General features: G+C 72.1%; 16 protein-coding genes and 1 pseudogene. 11 read left to right on the forward strand and 6 right to left on the reverse strand.

Annotated elements, in window-relative coordinates; genetic code table 11:
- Window positions 1–588 precede the first annotated feature (588 nt).
- From ACIHCX_RS20050 to ACIHCX_RS20065, 4 genes are read left to right on the forward strand one after another with little or no spacing between them, the layout of a single operon-like run.
- The gene (locus ACIHCX_RS20050; RefSeq protein ID WP_400031177.1) at window positions 589–1,905 is read left to right on the forward strand and encodes an ABC transporter substrate-binding protein; all 1,317 of its coding nucleotides are present in this window, start codon (window positions 589–591) and stop codon (window positions 1,903–1,905) included.
- Window positions 1,906–1,919: 14 nt separating this feature from the next.
- Window positions 1,920–2,915 (forward strand): carbohydrate ABC transporter permease, encoded by a 996-nt coding sequence (locus ACIHCX_RS20055; RefSeq protein WP_400031179.1) that lies wholly within the window; start codon window positions 1,920–1,922, stop codon window positions 2,913–2,915.
- 40 nt (window positions 2,916–2,955) lie between these two features.
- Complete coding sequence (locus ACIHCX_RS20060; RefSeq protein WP_400031368.1) at window positions 2,956–3,795, forward strand: carbohydrate ABC transporter permease; 840 nt, start codon at window positions 2,956–2,958, stop codon at window positions 3,793–3,795.
- A 41-nt stretch (window positions 3,796–3,836) separates the two neighbouring features.
- A complete protein-coding gene (locus ACIHCX_RS20065; protein ID WP_400031181.1) occupies window positions 3,837–5,192 on the forward strand; it encodes a GH1 family beta-glucosidase in 1,356 nt (451 codons plus the stop codon).
- A gap of 134 nt (window positions 5,193–5,326) precedes the next feature.
- Here the strand turns inward: ACIHCX_RS20065 and ACIHCX_RS20070 are convergent, their stop codons facing one another.
- Window positions 5,327–5,848 (reverse strand): hypothetical protein, encoded by a 522-nt coding sequence (locus ACIHCX_RS20070; protein WP_400031183.1) that lies wholly within the window; start codon window positions 5,846–5,848, stop codon window positions 5,327–5,329.
- Window positions 5,849–6,035: 187 nt separating this feature from the next.
- On the reverse strand, window positions 6,036–6,857 hold the full coding sequence (locus ACIHCX_RS20075; RefSeq protein ID WP_400031185.1) for a CDP-alcohol phosphatidyltransferase family protein: 822 nt from the start codon (window positions 6,855–6,857) through the stop codon (window positions 6,036–6,038).
- Window positions 6,858–6,967: 110 nt separating this feature from the next.
- Here ACIHCX_RS20075 and ACIHCX_RS20080 point away from each other — a divergent pair, with 110 nt between their 5' ends.
- The 5 genes and pseudogenes from ACIHCX_RS20080 to ACIHCX_RS20100 all read left to right on the forward strand — a co-directional run.
- On the forward strand, window positions 6,968–7,945 hold the full coding sequence (locus ACIHCX_RS20080) for a zinc-binding alcohol dehydrogenase (protein WP_400031187.1): 978 nt from the start codon (window positions 6,968–6,970) through the stop codon (window positions 7,943–7,945).
- Window positions 7,946–8,128: 183 nt separating this feature from the next.
- Window positions 8,129–8,527: a 6-pyruvoyl trahydropterin synthase family protein gene (locus tag ACIHCX_RS20085; protein WP_400031189.1), complete on the forward strand. Its 399-nt coding sequence runs from the start codon at window positions 8,129–8,131 to the stop codon at window positions 8,525–8,527.
- On the forward strand, window positions 8,524–9,708 hold the full coding sequence (locus tag ACIHCX_RS20090; protein WP_400031191.1) for a glycosyltransferase family 4 protein: 1,185 nt from the start codon (window positions 8,524–8,526) through the stop codon (window positions 9,706–9,708). Before ACIHCX_RS20085 ends, ACIHCX_RS20090 begins: the two co-directional genes overlap by 4 nt.
- Before the next feature lie 89 nt (window positions 9,709–9,797).
- Entirely contained in the window at window positions 9,798–10,790 is a 993-nt protein-coding gene (locus ACIHCX_RS20095; protein ID WP_400031193.1) for a methyltransferase domain-containing protein, read from the forward strand.
- Window positions 10,787–11,800 (forward strand): annotated as a pseudogene (locus tag ACIHCX_RS20100) (lysylphosphatidylglycerol synthase transmembrane domain-containing protein); the annotation flags it as partial. The gene ACIHCX_RS20095 and the pseudogene ACIHCX_RS20100, both read left to right, overlap by 4 nt.
- Window positions 11,801–11,961: 161 nt before the next feature.
- On the opposite strand, the gene ACIHCX_RS20105 reads toward ACIHCX_RS20100, so the two are convergent.
- Window positions 11,962–12,753, reverse strand: a complete 792-nt coding sequence (locus ACIHCX_RS20105; protein WP_400031195.1) for a creatininase family protein — start codon at window positions 12,751–12,753, stop codon at window positions 11,962–11,964.
- 38 nt (window positions 12,754–12,791) lie between these two features.
- Here ACIHCX_RS20105 and ribA point away from each other — a divergent pair, with 38 nt between their 5' ends.
- Entirely contained in the window at window positions 12,792–13,451 is a 660-nt protein-coding gene (gene ribA / locus ACIHCX_RS20110; protein ID WP_400031197.1) for a GTP cyclohydrolase II, read from the forward strand.
- Window positions 13,452–13,576: 125 nt separating this feature from the next.
- Entirely contained in the window at window positions 13,577–14,038 is a 462-nt protein-coding gene (locus tag ACIHCX_RS20115; protein ID WP_400031199.1) for a PPOX class F420-dependent oxidoreductase, read from the forward strand.
- 213 nt (window positions 14,039–14,251) lie between these two features.
- Here ACIHCX_RS20115 and gnd read toward each other — a convergent pair whose 3' ends face one another.
- Genes gnd through zwf form a run of 3 tightly spaced genes read right to left on the reverse strand, consistent with a single transcriptional unit; the run spans window position 14,252 to window position 18,058 of the window.
- On the reverse strand, window positions 14,252–15,151 hold the full coding sequence (gene gnd / locus ACIHCX_RS20120; RefSeq protein ID WP_400031370.1) for a phosphogluconate dehydrogenase (NAD(+)-dependent, decarboxylating): 900 nt from the start codon (window positions 15,149–15,151) through the stop codon (window positions 14,252–14,254).
- A gap of 40 nt (window positions 15,152–15,191) precedes the next feature.
- Window positions 15,192–16,118, reverse strand: coding sequence for a glucose-6-phosphate dehydrogenase assembly protein OpcA (gene opcA, locus ACIHCX_RS20125; protein WP_400031201.1), 927 nt, complete (start codon window positions 16,116–16,118; stop codon window positions 15,192–15,194).
- On the reverse strand, window positions 16,115–18,058 hold the full coding sequence (gene zwf, locus ACIHCX_RS20130) for a glucose-6-phosphate dehydrogenase (RefSeq protein ID WP_400031203.1): 1,944 nt from the start codon (window positions 18,056–18,058) through the stop codon (window positions 16,115–16,117). Before zwf ends, opcA begins: the two co-directional genes overlap by 4 nt.
- Window positions 18,059–18,225: the final 167 nt, after the last annotated feature.

Raw genomic sequence — 18,225 nt, forward strand, 5'->3', positions numbered from 1 at the left:
TCACCGGCCGCCAGGAATTCCGGTGTCCGGAGAGGCGGCGACTGAGAGGCCATGAGCCGGCTCCGCTGTTCAGGAAATGAACGGCGGAGGGTTCGAGAGCGCTCTGCTGACGGGGAATGCCTCACGCGAGTGAACGAAGCGTCAGGAGGTGCGGGAGAGTCGGGCCAGGCGGGAGGTGTCATCACGTCAAGTCCCGCTGCCCGCTGGCGAGATGTCCCCCGCTTAGCCGAGCCGTCCGTGCGGGCCCCCGAGACCCAACCGTTGTACTGCTCTTTCCGCGCTCCTTCCTTGCCCTCCTGCCGCAGGTCAGGCGGCAGACCCAGGCCGTCTCGGGTCGGCCGCCCCGTCCCCATCGCCGCCGGCCGCCGATTCATCCCTGCCGGATCCCTTGACGACGCCTCGCCCGGAGGTTTAACTCACGTCCTAAATTAAGCCCTGAGGCGCCTTCGGAAGTCGAACCGAGCGAACCGGACCCGAGCGATCGAGCACGAGAACGAGCACGAGCACGGGGACACGGGAACGAGAGCGGTGTCGGCGTCCGGAGGACTCCTCGCGGTTCTCGACTCCCGGAAAGGGACACCAGGAGCCATGCGCAGCATCCGAGCCGCGGCCGTAGGCGCCGTCACCATGTCTCTCGCCCTTGCCGCCTCGGCCTGCGGAGGCGGTTCGTCGACGGGCGGCGGGTCCGACGACTCGCCGAAGACACTCACGTACTGGGCCTCCAACCAGGGCGCCAGCATCTCGATCGACAAGAAGGTCCTCCAGCCCGAACTCGACAAGTTCGAGAAGCAGTACGGGATCAAGGTGAAGCTGGAGGTCGTGCCCTGGTCGGACCTGCTGACCCGGATCCTCACCGCGACCACCTCAGGACAGGGCCCCGACGTCCTCAACATCGGCAACACCTGGAGCGCCTCCCTCCAGGCCACCGGGGCGCTGCTGCCCTGGGACGCCAAGAACTTCGACAAGATCGGCGGCAAGGACCGCTTCGTCGACTCCGCGCTCGGCTCGACCGGCGCCCAGGGCCAGGACCCGGCCGCCGTACCGCTGTACTCGATGGCGTACGCGCTCTACTACAACAAGCAGATCTTCGCCGACGCCGGCATCGCCAAGCCCCCGGCCACCTGGGACGAACTGGTCGCCGACGGCAAGAAGATCCAGGCCAAGGGCAAGCAGGTCATCGGCGCCGAGGGCGCCAACGTCTCGGAGAACATCCACCACGCCTTCGTCTTCGCCCAGCAGCACGGCGCCGACTTCTTCACCGCCGACGGCAAGCCCGACTTCACGAGCGACGGCGCGGTCGCGGCGGTCAAGCAGTACGTCGACCTGATGGCCAAGGACAAGGTCATCCCGCAGGGCGACGCCGAGTACGCGCAGAACCAGTCGGTCAGCGACTTCGCCAAGGGCCGCACGGCGATGCTGCTGTGGCAGTCCGCCTCCGCCAACCTCAAGTCCCAGGGCATGAGCGAGGACACCTACGGCATCGCGCCCGTCCCGGTGCAGTCCGGCACCCCCGGCACCGGCACCCAGGTCAACTCGATGGTGGCCGGCATCAACATCGCCGTCTTCAAGAACAGCCACAACCTCGACGGCGCCACGAAGTTCGTGAAGTTCATGACCAGTGACGAGGAGCAGAAGGTCCTCAACACCGCCTACAGCTCCATCCCGCCGGTCAAGACCGCCCAGGCGGACGCCGCCTTCAACTCCCCGGCCAACGCGGTCCTGAAGGACACCCTGGCCACGAGCGCCGCCGCGCTGCCGCAGGTCGCCGACGAGTCCCAGTTCGAGACGGCCGTCGGCACGGCCGTCAAGGACCTGTTCGCCGACGCCGCCGCCGGACGCGCGGTCACCACCGCCTCGGTGAAGGCCAAGCTGCTCAAGGCCCAGCAGCAGATGCCGGCGAAGTGAGCACGGACACCCCCATGACGACCACCGCTCCCGCGCACACCGGCGGGACGACGGCACCCGCGACATCACCCGGGGCGGCGCGCGGGCCGCGCCGCCCCGGGTGGCTCGGACGCGTCTCGCTGCCGTACCTGCTGCTCCTGCCCGCCCTGCTGCTCGAACTCCTGGTCCACCTGGTGCCGATGGTGATCGGCATCGTGATGAGCTTCAAGGAGCTCACCCAGTTCTACATCCGCGACTGGACCACGGCCCCCTGGTCCGGCTTCGACAACTACCGCATGTCGGTGGACTTCAACGCACCCGTCGGCGAGGCGCTGCTGCACTCCTTCCTCGTCACCGTCGCCTTCACCCTGCTGTCGGTCGGCCTGTGCTGGCTCATCGGCACCGCGGCCGCGGTCTGCATGCAGGACACCTTCCGCGGGCGCGGCCTGCTGCGCGCCCTGTTCCTGGTGCCGTACGCGCTGCCGGTCTACACGGCTGTCATCACCTGGGTGTTCATGTTCCAGCACGACAACGGCCTGGTGAACCACGTCCTGCACGACCAGCTGCACCTCACCGACAAGCCCTCGTTCTGGCTCATCGGCGACAACAGCTTCGTCGCCCTGCTGACGGTGTCGGTGTGGAAGGGCTGGCCGTTCGCCTTCCTCATCGTCATGGCCGGACTCCAGAACATCCCGGGCGAGCTGTACGAGGCCGCCGCGCTGGACGGCGCCGGGCTGTGGCAGCAGATCCGCCGCATCACCCTGCCGTCCCTGCGGCCCGTCAACCAGGTGCTGGTGCTGGTGCTGTTCCTGTGGACGTTCAACGACTTCAACACGCCCTACGTGCTGTTCGGCAAGGGCGCCCCGGAGGCCGCGGACCTCATCTCGGTCCACATCTACCAAGCCTCCTTCGTCACCTGGAACTTCGGCACCGGTTCCGCGATGTCCGTCCTGCTGCTGCTCTTCCTGCTGGTCGTCACCGGCGTCTACCTCGTGCTCACCTCACGCGGACGGAGGGCCGCCGATGCCTGACACCCCCAGGTCCGTGACGGCCGGTTCCCACCGGTCCCCGATGGCGCCGCCGCGCTCCTTCCTGTGGACCCGCCGGATCTTCCTCACCCTGCTGACCGGGTTCGTCCTGGTGCCCGTCTACGTGATGGTCTCCAGCTCGCTGAAGCCGCTCGCGGACGTCACGGGCAAGTTCCGCTGGTTGCCCAGCGGTCTGACCTTCCGCCCCTACATCGACATCTGGTCGACGGTCCCGCTCGCCCAGTACTTCGTGAACTCGCTGATCGTGGCGGGCGCGGCGACCGTCTGCTCGGTGGTGATCGCGGTGTTCGCGGCGTACGCGGTCAGCCGGTACAGCTTCCGCGGCAAGCGCGTCTTCACGGTCACCGTGCTCTCGACGCAGATGTTCCCGGGCATCCTCTTCCTCCTCCCGCTGTTCCTGCTCTACGTCAACATCGGCAACGCCACCGGCATCGCCCTGTTCGGCTCGCGCGGCGGCCTCATCCTGACGTACCTGACCTTCTCGCTGCCGTTCTCGATCTGGATGCTGATCGGGTACTTCGACTCGGTGCCGCGCGACCTGGACGAGGCGGCGCTGGTGGACGGCTGCGGACCGCTCGGCGCGCTGTTCCGGGTCGTCGTGCCGGCCGCGATCCCCGGCATCGTCGCCGTCGCCGTCTACGCCTTCATGACCGCCTGGGGCGAGGTGCTCTTCGCGTCCGTCATGACCAACGAGACCACCCGCACGCTCGCCGTGGGCCTTCAGCAGTACTCCACGCTGAACGACGTGTACTGGAACCAGATCATGGCCGCCTCGCTCGTCGTCAGCGTGCCCGTGGTCGCCGGCTTCCTGCTGCTCCAGCGCTACCTCGTCGCGGGGCTCACCGCCGGAGCGGTGAAGTGACCCCCGACACGCCCCCAACACGCCCTTCCGAAAGGACTTACGTGTCCGACGCCATCGACCTCGCCGCACTCCCGCACGACTTCCGGTGGGGCACGGCCACATCGGCGTACCAGATCGAGGGAGCCGTCGCCGAGGACGGCCGCTCGCCGTCCATCTGGGACACCTTCTCCCACACCCCCGGGAAGATCGACAACGACGACCACGGCGACGTCGCCTGCGACCACTACCACCGCTGGCGCGAGGACATCGCCCTGATGAGCCGCCTGGGCCTGAACGCCTACCGGCTGTCGATCGCCTGGCCGCGGGTGATGCCGGACGGCGACGGCCCCGTGAACCCCAAGGGCCTCGACTTCTACGACGAGCTGATCGACGGACTGCTCCAGGCGGGCATCACGCCCTCCGTCACCCTCTACCACTGGGACCTGCCGCAGACCCTCCAGGACCGCGGCGGCTGGCCCGAGCGCGCCACCGCCGAGCACTTCGCCGCCTACGCCTCCGTCGTCGCCGAACGCCTCGGCGACCGGGTGACCCACTGGACGACTCTCAACGAACCCTCCTGCTCCGCCTGGATCGGCCACCTCGAGGGCAAGATGGCCCCCGGCCTGACCGACCTGACCGCCGCGGTCCGCGCCTCCTACCACCTGCTCCTCGGCCACGGCCGGGCCGCCCAGGCGATCCGCGCCGCGACGACCGGCGCCGAGGTCGGCATCGTCAACAACCTCTCCACGGTCTTCCCCGCCGGCGACCGCCCCGAGGACGCGGCCGCAGCCCGCCGCCACGACGGCCACGTCAACCGCTGGTGGCTGGACCCCGTCCACGGCCGCGGCTTCCCCGCCGACATGCGCGAGGTCTACGGCGTCGACCTCCCCGAGCAGCCGGGCGACCTCGACACCATCGCCGCCCCGCTGGACTGGCTCGGCCTCAACTACTACTTCCCGGCGACGGTGGCCGACGACCCCGCGGGCCCGGTGCCCCACGCCCGCTCCGTACGCCGCCCGGACGTGCCCCGCACCGGCATGGACTGGGAGATCGACGCGTCCGGCATCGAGACGCTGCTGCTGCGCCTCACCCACGAGTACGGCGCGCAGAAGCTCTACGTCACCGAGAACGGCTCCGCCTTCCCCGACACGGTGGGCCCCGACGGCACGGTCGACGACCCCGGGCGCCAGGACTACCTGGTGGGGCACCTGGCGGCCTGCGCCTCCGCCGCTCGCAAGGGCGCCCCGCTGGCCGGCTACTTCGCCTGGTCGCTCCTGGACAACTTCGAGTGGGCGTACGGCTACGACAAGCGCTTCGGCCTCGTCCACGTCGACTACGCCACCCAGGCCCGCACCATCAAGGCCAGCGGCCACCGCTACGCGAAGATCGTGCGGGCGCACGGGGAGCTGGAGCGTTAGGCCGTCTGAGGCACCCATGACCCCGTGAGGGGCACAGGTCCGTCCCGAAGCCCCCGGAGCGGACCCCGCGCCCACACCTCAGGGTCATGGGTTCCCGTCCCCGGCCCCGCTCACCAACCGGCACCCGGGTGCCATCAGGTGATGATGCCGAGCGGCGCGGGTCGGGCGCACGGGTACAACCACGGGCTCTCACGGCCCTCCCGCAGACGGGCGAGCGCGGCCAGCGCGTCCGCCGCGTTCTTGCACCGTGGGTGCTGGACGGCGAACGCCTCTACGCGGCCGTGCTGGGCCACGAGCCAGTCGGCCACCGCCTGGACGTCGCCGTCGTACCACGAGAACCGGAAGTCCCCCCAGAGGAGGTCGGTGGCCCAGTCGACCACCAGTCGGACGAGGCCGGCGTCTGCCTCAGGGCCGAAGAGCCCTGAGACGTACCCGAGCCACGGCTCCAGGCCGCCCGTCGCGCCGGCTGTCCCCTCGATGAGTTCGGCGACATCCCAAGGGGGTCGGCCGTCGGTCACGGCGATGGCCACCAGAGCCCTGAGGGCCTGCTCGACCGCAGCACGCTCGGGCACCGGCCAGCCGACGAACCGGGCTCCGTAGCGGCCGAGACGGCCAAGTTCCAGGGCGGGGTCGACGCTGGCGACTCCGCCAAGCACACAAGGCGAAGAAACCGAACCTACCACCCGTGAACCAACTCACCCCGAATGGACGTCGGTCAGGCCCATCCCACGTCCGTTGTGACGCCGCGCCCGTCCCACATTGCTTGGAGTGGGTCCTGCGTCGCACTCCTCGGGGTCATGGGGGCCGGTCTCAGGAAGCGGCCCGGATTACATTCCCCGAGCGTTACGCTGCTTGGGCCGGCTCCAGGAGCGCCTCGACGGGGTCTGTTGCGGGGGCCGCGTCGGAGTTCTTGGGGCGGGACTCCTCCGGCGCGTCGGCCTTGGCGGCTGCCGTGCGTGAGCTTTGCCGCAGCCACAGCACATCCCGGCCGAACGACCACGCCAGCAGGCCCAGAGCCAGCAGCACCACACCGGCGTTGACCCATGGGGGCAGCAGGTCCGCGCCGGCGAGCAGCAGGCAGATGCCCTGGAGCGCGGCGACCGTCTTGCGGGCCGTGCTCGGGGGCAGGGGGGCGTTCAGCCAGGGCAGCACGCGGGCGGCGGCGACGAACGCGTACCGCATACCGCCGATCAGCAGCACCCACGGGCCGAGCCGGGTCGAGACGTACACGCTCAGGACCAGGATCAGGAACGCGTCCACCTCCATGTCGAAGCGGGCGCCGAGCGCCGTGGAGGTGCCGGTGCGGCGGGCCACCCTGCCGTCGACGCCGTCCAGGATCAGTGCCACCGCCGTGAGCGCGACCAGCAGCGACACCGGCGGCGCGCTCGCGAAGGAGTCCGCGACCAGCGCCGTCACCCCACCGACGAGAACGGCCCGGCCCAGGGTCACCCGGTTGGCCGGGCCGAAGGAACGCGGCCGCGAACGGCGCAGCGCCCGGGAGAGCACCGCCCAGGTGGCGACGGCGAAGACCAGGCCGGTCACCCAGCCCGCGGGACCCATGCCGATCGCCGGGCCGAGCAGGGCGAGCAACAGGATCTGCGCGCCCGCTCCCACCACGGTCTCCTGCTGGACCAGCCGTGCGTCGTACGTGTTGTTCAGGGCCACCGAACACCCTCCGGACGAGTGACAGAGTCGATCAACGCCGCGTACGTTGTGCGCGGCCTGTGCACTTCTCGGTACGTGAACAACTTCTCGATCGTTCAGGAGGATTCTCGATGAACCGCTCCGCGCGCGCCTTCTGGCTGACCTCGCCGGGCCACGGCGAGATACGCCGGACGGACCTTCCGGAGCCCGGGCCGGGCGAGGTCGTCGTCCGCGCGCTGTACTCCGGGATCAGCCGCGGCACGGAGACGCTCGTGTTCCGCGGCCAGGTGCCCGAGAGCCAGTACGAGGCCATGCGGGCGCCGTTCCAGGAGGGCGACTTCCCGGGCCCGGTGAAGTACGGCTACCTCAGTGTGGGCGTCGTGGAGGAGGGCCCACGGGAGCTGGCCGGGCGGACGGTCTTCTGCCTCCACCCGCACCAGAGCCGCTACGTCGTACCGGCGAGCGCGGTGACCCGTGTGCCGGAGAACGTGCCGGCCGGGCGGGCGGTGCTCGCGGGCACCGTCGAGACCGCCGTGAACGCGCTGTGGGACGCCGCGCCCCTGGTCGGCGACCGCATCGCCGTGGTCGGCGGCGGCATGGTCGGCTGCTCGGTGGCCGCCCTGCTGGCCCGGTTCCCCGGCGTGCGGGTGCAACTGGTCGACGCGGACCCCGCCCGCGCCGAGATCGCCGAGGCGCTCGGCACCGGCTTCGCGCTGCCCCAGGACGCGCTCGGCGCGTGCGACCTCGTCGTGCACGCCAGCGCCACCGAGCAGGGCCTCGCCCGCGCGCTCGACCTGCTCACCCCCGAGGGCACCGTGCTCGAACTGAGCTGGTACGGCGACCGGCGCGTCGCCCTCCCGCTCGGCGAGGCGTTCCACTCCCGCCGGCTGGTCGTCCGCAGCAGCCAGGTCGGCACCGTCTCCCCGGCCCGCCGCTCCAGCCGCACGTACGCCGACCGGCTGGCCCTCGCGCTCGACCTGCTCGCCGACCCGGCCCTTGACGCCCTCGTCACCGGGGAGAGCGCGTTCGAGGAGCTGCCGGAGGTGATGCCGAGGCTCGCCTCCGGGGAGATCCCGGCGCTGTGCCACCGGGTCAGGTACGCCGACTGAGCACGGCCGATCATCCGATCCGGGACGACAGGAGCGCCTGGCCCTGAGAAAGGCATGAGCGCCTGACCTTGAGAAAAGTGTGAGCGGGCACTGAACACGGGGAAGCGAAGAGCCGTACTACACGGCATCCCCCGGCAGGCACAGGCCGGGGGACCAGACGCGCCGCACCTGGAGGGTCGTCCGTTGTTCAGCATCACCGTCCGCGATCACATCATGATCGCCCACAGTTTCCACGGCGAGGTCTTCGGGCCCGCGCAGCGTCTGCACGGAGCCACGTTCCTCGTGGACGCCACCTTCCGGCGCGAACAGCTGGACGACGACAACATCGTCGTCGACATCGGACTGGCCACGCGGGAACTGGGCGCCGTGGTGGGCGAGCTGAACTACCGCAACCTCGACGACGAGCCCGACTTCGCCGGCGTCAACACCTCCACCGAGTTCCTGGCCAAGGTCATCGCCGACCGGCTCGCCGAACGGATCCACAAGGGCGCCCTGGGCGAAGGCGCCAAAGGCCTGGCCGGCCTCACCGTCACCCTCCACGAGTCGCACGTCGCCTGGGCGAGTTACGAGCGCGCGCTGTGACCGACACGACCGTCCACCGCCCCGCGCCCCTTGCCTACCTGCCCGCGCAGCGCGCCGGCTCGGAGAACGTCGGGATCATCCCCATGTCCCTGCGCACCGTGCACTTCGTCCTGCCGGGCGGCGTCGACGACCCGGCCACCCCGAGCGGCGGCAACGCCTACGACCGCCGGGTGAGCCTGGACCTGCCCGGCTTCGGCTGGCAGGTCAGGCCCCACGCCGTCAACGGCTCCTGGCCCCGGCCCGACGCCCGGGCCCGTGCGGAACTGGCCCGCGTTCTGCGGGAGTTGCCCGACGGCGCCGTCGTCCTGCTCGACGGACTGGTCGCCTGCGGCGTGCCCGAGGCCGTCGTGCCCGAGGCCGACCGGCTGCGCCTGGCCGTCCTCGTCCACCTGCCGCTCGGCGACGAGACGGGACTCGACCCGGCCGTGGCCGCGGAACTGGACGCCAGGGAACGCCAGGTGCTGCGCGCGGTCTCCGCCGTCGTCGCCACCAGCGACTGGGCGGTGCGCCGCCTCGTCTCCCACCACGGCCTCGCCCCCGACCGCGTCCACGCCGCCGCCCCGGGCGCCGACATCGGGCCCGTCGCCCCCGGCACCGACGGCGTCTCGCGGCTGCTCTGCGTCGCCTCCGTCACCCCGCGCAAGGGGCAGCACCGGCTGGTGGAGGCGCTGGCCGCGGTCACCGACCTGCCGTGGAGCTGCACCTGTGTCGGCGCGCTCACCCAGGACCCCGCCTACGTGGACCGGTTGCGCGGCCTGATCGCGGAGCACGGCCTACGGGACCGTTTCCACCTGGTCGGACCGCGGTCCGGGGCCGAACTCGACGCCAGCTACGCCGCCGCCGACCTGATGGTCCTCGCCTCCTACGCGGAGACGTACGGCATGGCGGTCACCGAGGCCCTCGCCCGGGGCATCCCGGTGCTCGCGACCGACGTCGGCGGGGTGGGCGAGGCGGTCGGCCGCGCCCCCGACGGCGGGGTGCCCGGCATCCTCGTACCGCCGGAGGATCCCGCGGCCCTCGCCGCCGAACTGCGCGGCTGGTTCGGCGAGGCCGACGTCCGGCGCCGGCTGAAGTCCGCCGCCCGAGGCCGGCGCGCCGCCCTGGACGGCTGGGCCACCACCGCCCGCAGCCTGGCCGGCGTGCTCGGCCGGCTGCCGAAGGAACCCCGGAGGGCGGCATGACCGGTGCGCTGGAGGCTGAACGGGGGCGGGGCGGGACGGGGTGGTCGGCCCCGGAGGCGGCGCGGCTCGCAGGAGAGGATCCTTCGATCATGGCGGAATCCGATGCGTTCTCCACACGGGCGGCTCAGGACGCCGCGTCCCCGGCGGTGATCCCGGGGGCCGGGCCCGCGCAGTGGCCGGGGGAGCGGCCGGGGGAGCAGCCCGGGGAGCGGCCCACGATGAGGCTTCGGGAGGGCCCGGCACAGGAGGAGCCGCCCCGGTACGCGCCCGAGTGGTTGGAGCTCCGGGAGGCGGCGGACGCCGCCGCGCGGGCGACGGAGTCGCTCGACCCGCTGCGGATCCGGTTGGTGAACCGGCCCGGCCGGCAGGGCGGGCTCGTCGTGCACGACCTGGGGTGCGGCACCGGCTCGATGGGCCGCTGGCTCGCCCCCCGGCTGGACGGCGCCCAGCACTGGGTCCTGCACGACCGCGACCCCTATCTGCTGCACTTCGCGGCCGTGGCCTCGCCGCGCGCCGCCGCCGACGGCAGCCGGGTCACCGTGGAGACGCGGCGCGGTGACGTGGCCCGGCTCACCCCGGACGCCCTGTCCGGCGCGTCCCTGGTCACGGCCTCGGCGCTGCTGGACGTCCTGACCCGCGAGGAGATCGACGCCCTCGCCGCCGCCTGCGCCGGAGCGGGCTGCCCGGCCCTGCTGACCCTCTCGGTGGCCGGCCGGGTCGAACTCACCCCGGCCGATCCGCTGGACGCCGAGATCACCGAGGCGTTCAACGCCCACCAGCGGCGCTCCGGACTGCTCGGTCCCGACGCGGTCGACGCGGCCCGCGAGGCCTTCGCCGCGCACGGCGCCACCGTACGGGTGCACCCGAGCCCTTGGCGGCTCGGCCCCGACCAGCGCGAACTGACCGCCCAGTGGCTGCGCGGCTGGGTCGGCGCGGCCGTCGAGCAGCGTCCCGAGCTGGGGCCGCCCGCCGACCGCTACCTCGCCGACCGCCTGGAGGCGTGCGCGGCGGGGGAGTTGCGGGTCGTCGTGCACCACACGGACCTGCTGGCGCTGTCCCGGCCGACGGATCGCGCCGCATGAGCGCGCAGACGGTGGACGCACCTCTCGTACGCGACCCGGAGGCGGGGACGTACGAGGGGGCCGGCGCCCCTGATCCGTCCGGTGCGCTCGACGTGTCCGGGGCGGCAGGAGCCCCCGACCCATCCCGTGTGCTCGACGCATCCGGTGCCGCCGTCCGCGGCCGTACCCCGCTCGGGGCGCTCTCCCGCCTCAACACCCGTGCTTTGCGGACCCACTTCGGCACCGTCACCGGGGTCGCCATCCTCGCCGTCCTGCTGTGGCGGCTGGGCACCGGTGTCTTCCTGGACGGGCTGCGGCGGATCGACACGCCGACCCTGCTCGCGGCGCTCGGCATCGGGCTGGTCACCACCGTGCTCAGCGCCTGGCGCTGGCAGTTGGTGGCCCGCGGCCTGGGCATCCGGCTGCCGCTCGGCCCAGCGGTGTCGGACTACTACCGTGCGCTGTTCCTGAACGCGGCACTGCCCGGCGGTGTCCTGGGCGACGTGCACCGGGCGGTACGGCACGGGCGGAGCACCGGTGACCTGGGGCGCGGCGTGCGGGCCGTGGTCCTCGAACGGGTCGCCGGGCAGATCGCGCTCGCCGTCACCGGCGCGGCGGTCCTGCTGACCCTGCCGTCCCCCGTGCGCGACCAGACCCGGCACCTCGCGGCGCCGGTCGCCCTCGCCGCCGTCGGCGCGTTCGCCATCGTCCTCGCCCTGCGCCCGAACCGCGCGCCCTCGCGCCGGGGGCGGGCCCTGCGCCGCGCTCTCGCCGAGGCCCGCGAGGGGCTGCTGTCCCGCCGCAACGGGCCGGGCGTCGCGCTGTCCTCGGCCGTCGTCCTGGCCGGGCACATCGTGATGTTCGTGGTCGCCGCGCACGTCGCCGTCCCCGCCGGCACCACCGTGCCCCTGATCGTCCTGCTGCCCCTGGCGGTCCTCGCGCTGGTCGCCATGGGACTGCCGCTGAACGTGGGCGGGTTCGGACCGCGCGAGGGCGTCGCCGCCTGGGCGTTCGGCGCCGCCGGACTCGGCGCGAGCGCCGGAGTGGCCGTGGCCGTGGTGTACGGGGTGCTGAGCTTCGTGGCCGGCCTGCCGGGCGCGTTCGTCCTCGTCGCCCGCTGGTACACCGCGATACGCACCGGGTCCCGCCCCGCCGAACCGGCCGCGGAACCCGGCCGCGCGTCCGGCGGGACCTACACGCGTCCGCTCTCCGGCAGCTCCGAGAGCTCCGAGCCCTCGGACGTGAGCAGCGAGAAATACGGCCCGAAGGAATCCGCCAGGCTGTTCAGCAGTTTCTCGCCCTTTTCCGCGGAACCGAGGGAAGGACGGCCGATGACGCCCGATTCGGTATAGGCGGACATTCCGGCGGTGAGCAGATGCCGCCGGTCGTCCGCGACGAAATCGGCGGACTCGTAACCGGCCCGGACCATTTCCGGATGGGCGTGCAGAAGAAGGGAGGTCTCGATTTCCCCCGCGTGCATGTCGGTGAGCGGCGAGGTGCGCACCCCGGCCGCCGCCAGGGCCGTCTGCCAGTCCTCCGCGGCGGGGAACAGCGCGAGGCGCTCACCGCGCGCGGAGGACTCCTGGACGACGTTGCCCAACACGTAGTTGCCGCCGTGGCCGTTGACGACCACCAGGGCCTCGACGCCGGAGCGGCGCAGCGAGTCCGCGATGTCCCGTACCACCGCATGGAGGGTCACGGAAGAGATGCTGACGGTTCCCGGCCAGGCGGCGTGCTCGTGCGAGCAGGAGATCGTCACCGGTGGAAGGAGGTGCACCGGGTACGCGTCGGCGATCCGGCGCGCGATGGCGCAGGCGACCAGCGTGTCGGTCGCCAACGGGAGGAAGGGACCGTGCTGTTCGAAACTGCCCACCGGCAGGACCGCCACCTGCCGTGAGAGGTCCGCCCCCCGCGTCCGTACGTCTTGCGTGGTGTCCGCCGGCAGCAGACCATGTGCCGTCGGCCGCGTTCCCGAACCGCTCATTGTTTTCCGGCCTTTCGTCTCTGCTTAGGAATCAGATCATGACAGAAGACCTCGGCGTTCTCGGCAAGAAGTCTTCCCGGCGCACGGGCGTGGAGCGCGTCGTGAATGCCCCACTGCCCACCGTGTACGGGAAATTCCAGGCGGTCGGCTATCTCGACCACGACCGCGGCGACGAACAGGTCGCGCTGGTGCACGGCGACATCGGCACCGACCGGGTCCTGGTCCGGCTGCACTCGGAGTGCCTGACCGGGGACGCCTTCGGCTCCCAGCACTGCGAGTGCGGCGACCAGCTCGCCGCCGCGCTGCGCGCCGTCGTCGCCGAAGGCAGCGGCGTCGTCGTCTACTTGAGAGGTCACGAAGGACGGGGCATCGGGCTGCTCGCCAAACTGCGGGCGATGGCACTCCAGGCGGAGGGGCTGGACACCGTCGAGGCGAACCTCGCGCTCGGCCTGCCGGTCGACGCCCGCGACTACGGCGTCGCCGCCGGGATGCTGACCGACCTGGGCGTGCGCTCGGTGCGTCTGCTGTCCAACAACCCGCGCAAGCGCGAGGCGTTGGTTCGGCACGGCATCCAAGTAGCCGAGCAGGTACCGCTGCTGATCCCGCCGTGCGAGAGCAACATCACCTATCTGCGCACCAAGCGGGAGCGGCTCGACCACCACCTGCCCCACCTGGACGCGGTGGCGCACCTGTCCTGAACGGAGCGGGAAGCCCGGCGGGCGACCGCCGGGATCCCCCGCCTCGCCCCCTTGCCCCGGGAGGCCCGCGGGCGGGGGAACGATCACGGGGAATGCGAGGCTCGGCCCGACGGGTTGACCGGAGTATGACTCAGGACACGCCGTACGACGCCGTACAGGAAGCCCTGCTCGCGCTGCTCTCCGAAAGCCGCGGCGGGGTGCTCGCGACCCTCAAGCGGGACGGCCGGCCCCAGCTGTCGAACGTCTCGCACGCCTACGACCCCGATGAGCGGGTCATCCGCGTCTCGATCACCGACGACCGCGCCAAGACCCGCAATCTGCGCCGGGACCCGCGGGCCTCCTACCACGTCACCAGCCCGGACCGGTGGGCCTACACGGTGGCCGAGGGCACCGCGGACCTGTCACCGGTCGCCGCGGACCCGTACGACGGGACCGTCGAGGAACTGGTCCGCCTCTACCGCGACGTCCTCGGCGAGCACCCCGACTGGGACGACTACCGCGCCGCCATGGTCCGCGACCGCCGCCTGGTGCTCCGCCTGCGGGTGGAACGGGCCTACGGCATCCCCAGGGGTGCCGCCGGCGGGTGAGATGCGCCCCGCGCGGGGCGGCTGCCGCGCCCGTGCGGCGGTCTCCGAGGCGCCTGGGCGTCCGGTGGCACGGGGCCTGTACGCGCCCGACTCACGGGCGCGTACGGCACTCCCCGGACGTGCCTGTGCGCCCAGCGGCGCGGCTTCCTGAACACACCCGGTGCACGCTACGGCCCCGCGCCCCGGACGCACCCGTGGCGCGCGTCCGGGGCGTCAGTCCTTCTTCGCCTCGTCCGCCGGCGCCGCCTCCACCGCGTGGCCGCCGAACTGGTTGCGCAGCGCCGCGACCATCTTCATCTGCGGGGAGTCGTCCTGGCGGGAGGCGAACCGCGCGAACAGGGCGGAGGTGATCGCCGGCATCGGCACCGCGTTGTCGATGGCGGCCTCCACCGTCCAGCGGCCCTCGCCGGAGTCCTCCGCGTAGCCGCGCAGCTTCTCCAGGTGCTCGTCGTCGTCCAGGGCGTCCACGGCGAGGTCCAGCAGCCAGGAGCGGATGACGGTGCCCTGCGTCCAGGAACGGAACACCTCGCGCACGTCGGTGACCGAGCCGACCTTCTCCAGCAGCTCCCAGCCCTCGGCGTAGGCCTGCATCATCGCGTACTCGATGCCGTTGTGGACCATCTTCGCGAAGTGGCCCGCGCCCACGCTGCCCGCGTGGACGAAGCCGTACGGGCCCTCCGGCTTGAGCGCGTCGAACACCGGCTTCAGACGCTCGACGTGCTCCTCGTCGCCGCCCACCATCAACGCGTAGCCGTTCTTCAGGCCCCACACGCCCCCGGAGACGCCCGCGTCGACGAAGCCGATGTCGCGCGCCTGCAACTGCCGGGCGTGCTTCTCGTCGTCCGTCCACCGCGAGTTGCCGCCGTCGACGACGATGTCGCCGGGTTTGAGCAGGGTCGCCAGCTGGTCGATGACACCCTGGGTGGCGGCGCCGGCCGGCACCATCACCCAGACCGTGCGTGGCGCCTCGAGCCGGTCCACGAGATCGACCAGGCCGTCCACGTCGGAGAGGTCCGGATCGCGGTCGTAGCCCACCACGGTGAGGCCGGCGTTGCGGAGGCGTTCCCGCATGTTGCCGCCCATCTTGCCGAGGCCGACGAGACCCAACTGCATCGCTGCCATGTCAGTTCACTTCCTGCCGGATGTCGGACATTCAGACGGTCTCCTTGGCGCTCTCGCCGCGCAGGGCGACCGCGTACATCTCGTCGGCGTCGAGGCGGCGCAGCTCCTCGGCGATGAGTTCGGACAGGGGGCGGACCTTCAGCGCGAGGGTGCGCGGCGGCTGGCCCGGCAGGGTCAGCGTGGCCAGCGGGCCCTCGGGCCGGTCGATGACGACCTCCCCGTTGTCGGTGCCCAGCCGCACGGCCGTGACGACCGGGCCGCCGGAGACCACGCGGTCCGCCCGCACGCCCAGCCGGGCCTCCAGCCAGCGGGCCAGCAGCTCCGCGCTCGGGTTGTCCGCCTCGGCCTCCACGGCCGCCGACACCACCCGCACCCGGGCCTGGTCCAGGGCCGCGGCCAGCATCGAGCGCCAGGGGGTGAGCCGGGTCCAGGCGAGGTCGGTGTCGCCGGGGGAGTAGTTGCGCACGCGCGTCTGAAGGATCTCCAGCGGGCGCTCGAAGGCGTACAGATCGGTGATCCTGCGCTGCGCCAGCCGGCCCAGCGGGTCCTTCGCGGGGTTCTCGGGCGCGTCCACCGGCCACCAGACGACGACCGGCGCGTCCGGCAGCAGCAGCGGCAGCACCACCGAGTCGGCGTGGTCGGACACCTCGCCGTAGGTGCGCAGGACGACCGTCTCGCCCGTACCGGCCTCGGAGCCGACCCGTACCTCCGCGTCCAGCCGGGAGTGCGTGCGGTCGCGCAGGGTGCGGGCGTGCCGCTTGATGACGAGCAGGGTGCGCGAGGGGTGCTCGCGCGAGGCCTCCTCGGCCGCCTTGAGCGCGTCGTAGGCGTTCTCCTCGTCCGTGACGATGACCATCGTCAGGACCATGCCCACGGCGGGTGTGCCGATGGCGCGGCGGCCCCGCACCAGCGCCTTGTTGATGTCCCCCGCGGTGGTGTCGGTCAGGTCGATCTTCATGGCCTGCGCCAGCTCCGTCCGTCTCGTGCGAGTATCTCGTCGGCCTCCGGCGGGCCCCACGTGCCCGCCGGGTACTGCGCCGGCCTGCCGTGGTCGTCCCAGTACGCCTCCACCGGATCGAGGATCTTCCAGGACTCCTCCACTTCCTGGGGGCGGGGGAACAGGTTGGCGTCGCCGAGCAGTACGTCCAGGATGAGGCGTTCGTACGCCTCCGGGCTGGACTCCGTGAAGGACTCACCGTAGGCGAAGTCCATCGTCACGTCCCGGATCTCCATGGAGGTGCCCGGCACCTTGGAGCCGAACCGGACCGTCATGCCCTCGTCCGGCTGGACGCGGATCACGATCGCGTTCTCGCCCAGTTCCTCGGTGGCCGAGGTGTCGAAGGGGGAGTGCGGGGCCCGCTGGAAGACCACCGCGATCTCGGTGACCCGGCGGCCCAGGCGCTTGCCGGTGCGCAGGTAGAACGGGACACCGGCCCAGCGGCGGTTGTCGATCTCGAGTCGCAGCGCCGCGTAGGTGTCGGTCCTCGAGTGCGGGTCGATGCCCTCCTCCTGGAGGTAGCCGACGACCTGGCTGCCGCCCTGCCAGCCCGACGCGTACTGGGCGCGTACGGTGTGGGTGCCCAGGTCCTCGGGCAGCCGCACCGACTTCAGCACCTTCAGCTTCTCGGTGAGCAGCGCCTCGGCGTCGAAGGCGATGGGTTCCTCCATCGCGGTGAGCGCCATCAGCTGCAGCAGGTGGTTCTGGACGACGTCGCGGGCGGCGCCGATGCCGTCGTAGTAGCCGGCCCGGCCGCCGATGCCGATGTCCTCGGCCATCGTGATCTGCACATGATCGACGTAGGAGCGGTTCCAGACCGGCTCGTACATCTGGTTGGCGAAGCGCAGGGCCAGGATGTTCTGGACGGTCTCCTTGCCCAGGTAGTGGTCGATGCGGAAGACCTGCTCCGGGGCGAAGACCTCGTGCACGATCCGGTTCAGCTCCCGGGCGCTGGCCAGGTCGTGCCCGAACGGCTTTTCGATGACCGCGCGCCGCCAGGCGCCCTGCGGGCCCTCCGCCAGGCCGTGCTTCTTCAGCTGCTGTACGACCTTGGGGAAGAACCTGGGCGGTACGGAGAGGTAGAAGGCGAAGTTGCCTGCCGTGCCGCGGGAGGAGTCCAGGTCCGCCACCGCCTCGCGCAGGCGCTTGAACGCCGTGTCGTCGTCGAAGTCGCCGGGGACGAAGCGCATGCCCTCGGCGAGCTGCTGCCAGACCTCCTCGCGGAACGGCGTGCGCGCGTACTCCTCGACCGCGTCGTGCACCACCTGCGCGAAGTCCTGGTCCTCCCACTCCCGCCGGGCGAAGCCGACCAGGGAGAAGCCCGGGGGCAGCAGCCCGCGGTTGGCCAGGTCGTAGACGGCGGGCATCAGCTTCTTGCGGGACAGGTCCCCGGTGACGCCGAAGATCACGAGCCCGGACGGCCCCGCGATCCGTGGCAGCCGCCGGTCCCGTGGGTCACGCAGCGGATTCACCCAATCGGCGGCCGCCGCCACCGGCACCCGGACCTCGGCACCCGCGTCCGGCGCCTGGTGCCCCTTGGCACGGGAGGTCCCGTTCCCGGTCCCGGTCCTGCGGCCGGGCCGCGCGGACGGCGCCTCAGGCGCCCGCGCGCGGGGGGTCGCCCGGCCGTGCGTGACCGCAGGGGCCTGGCTGTCCGTGGGGTCGGAGCTGGGGTTGGGACCGGAGCCTGAGCTGGGGCTGGGGCTGGGGCTGGGGCTGGGGCTGGGGCTGGGGCTGGGGCTGGGGCCGGCGGGGCCTTGGCCGGAGCCGGGACCGGAGCTGGGGGCCGTGGGCTTCGTGGCTGCGGTCGGCGCCCGGCCGCCGGCGGCCGCGGCGGCCGGTGGTCCGCTGTCGGCCGCCCGGGAGGCCTGTGCCGCCGCCTCGGTGGGCTTCTTGCTCATTCCACGTCAACTCCCTTGCCGTCGAAGGACCTGGCCACCGCGTCCGGTGGGTCGCCGCGCGGCGTGCCCTTGGCACGGTGACCACCGTGCCGGGCGCGACCGGCTCGTCCGCCTCCAGGGTGTCCTCGTAATACAGGGTGTCCTCGTACGGCGCATCCCTCACCTCG

Origin of the sequence: Streptomyces sp. NPDC052043 (genome assembly GCF_044548235.1) — a bacterium.
In the GTDB taxonomy this organism is placed as follows: domain Bacteria; phylum Actinomycetota; class Actinomycetes; order Streptomycetales; family Streptomycetaceae; genus Streptomyces.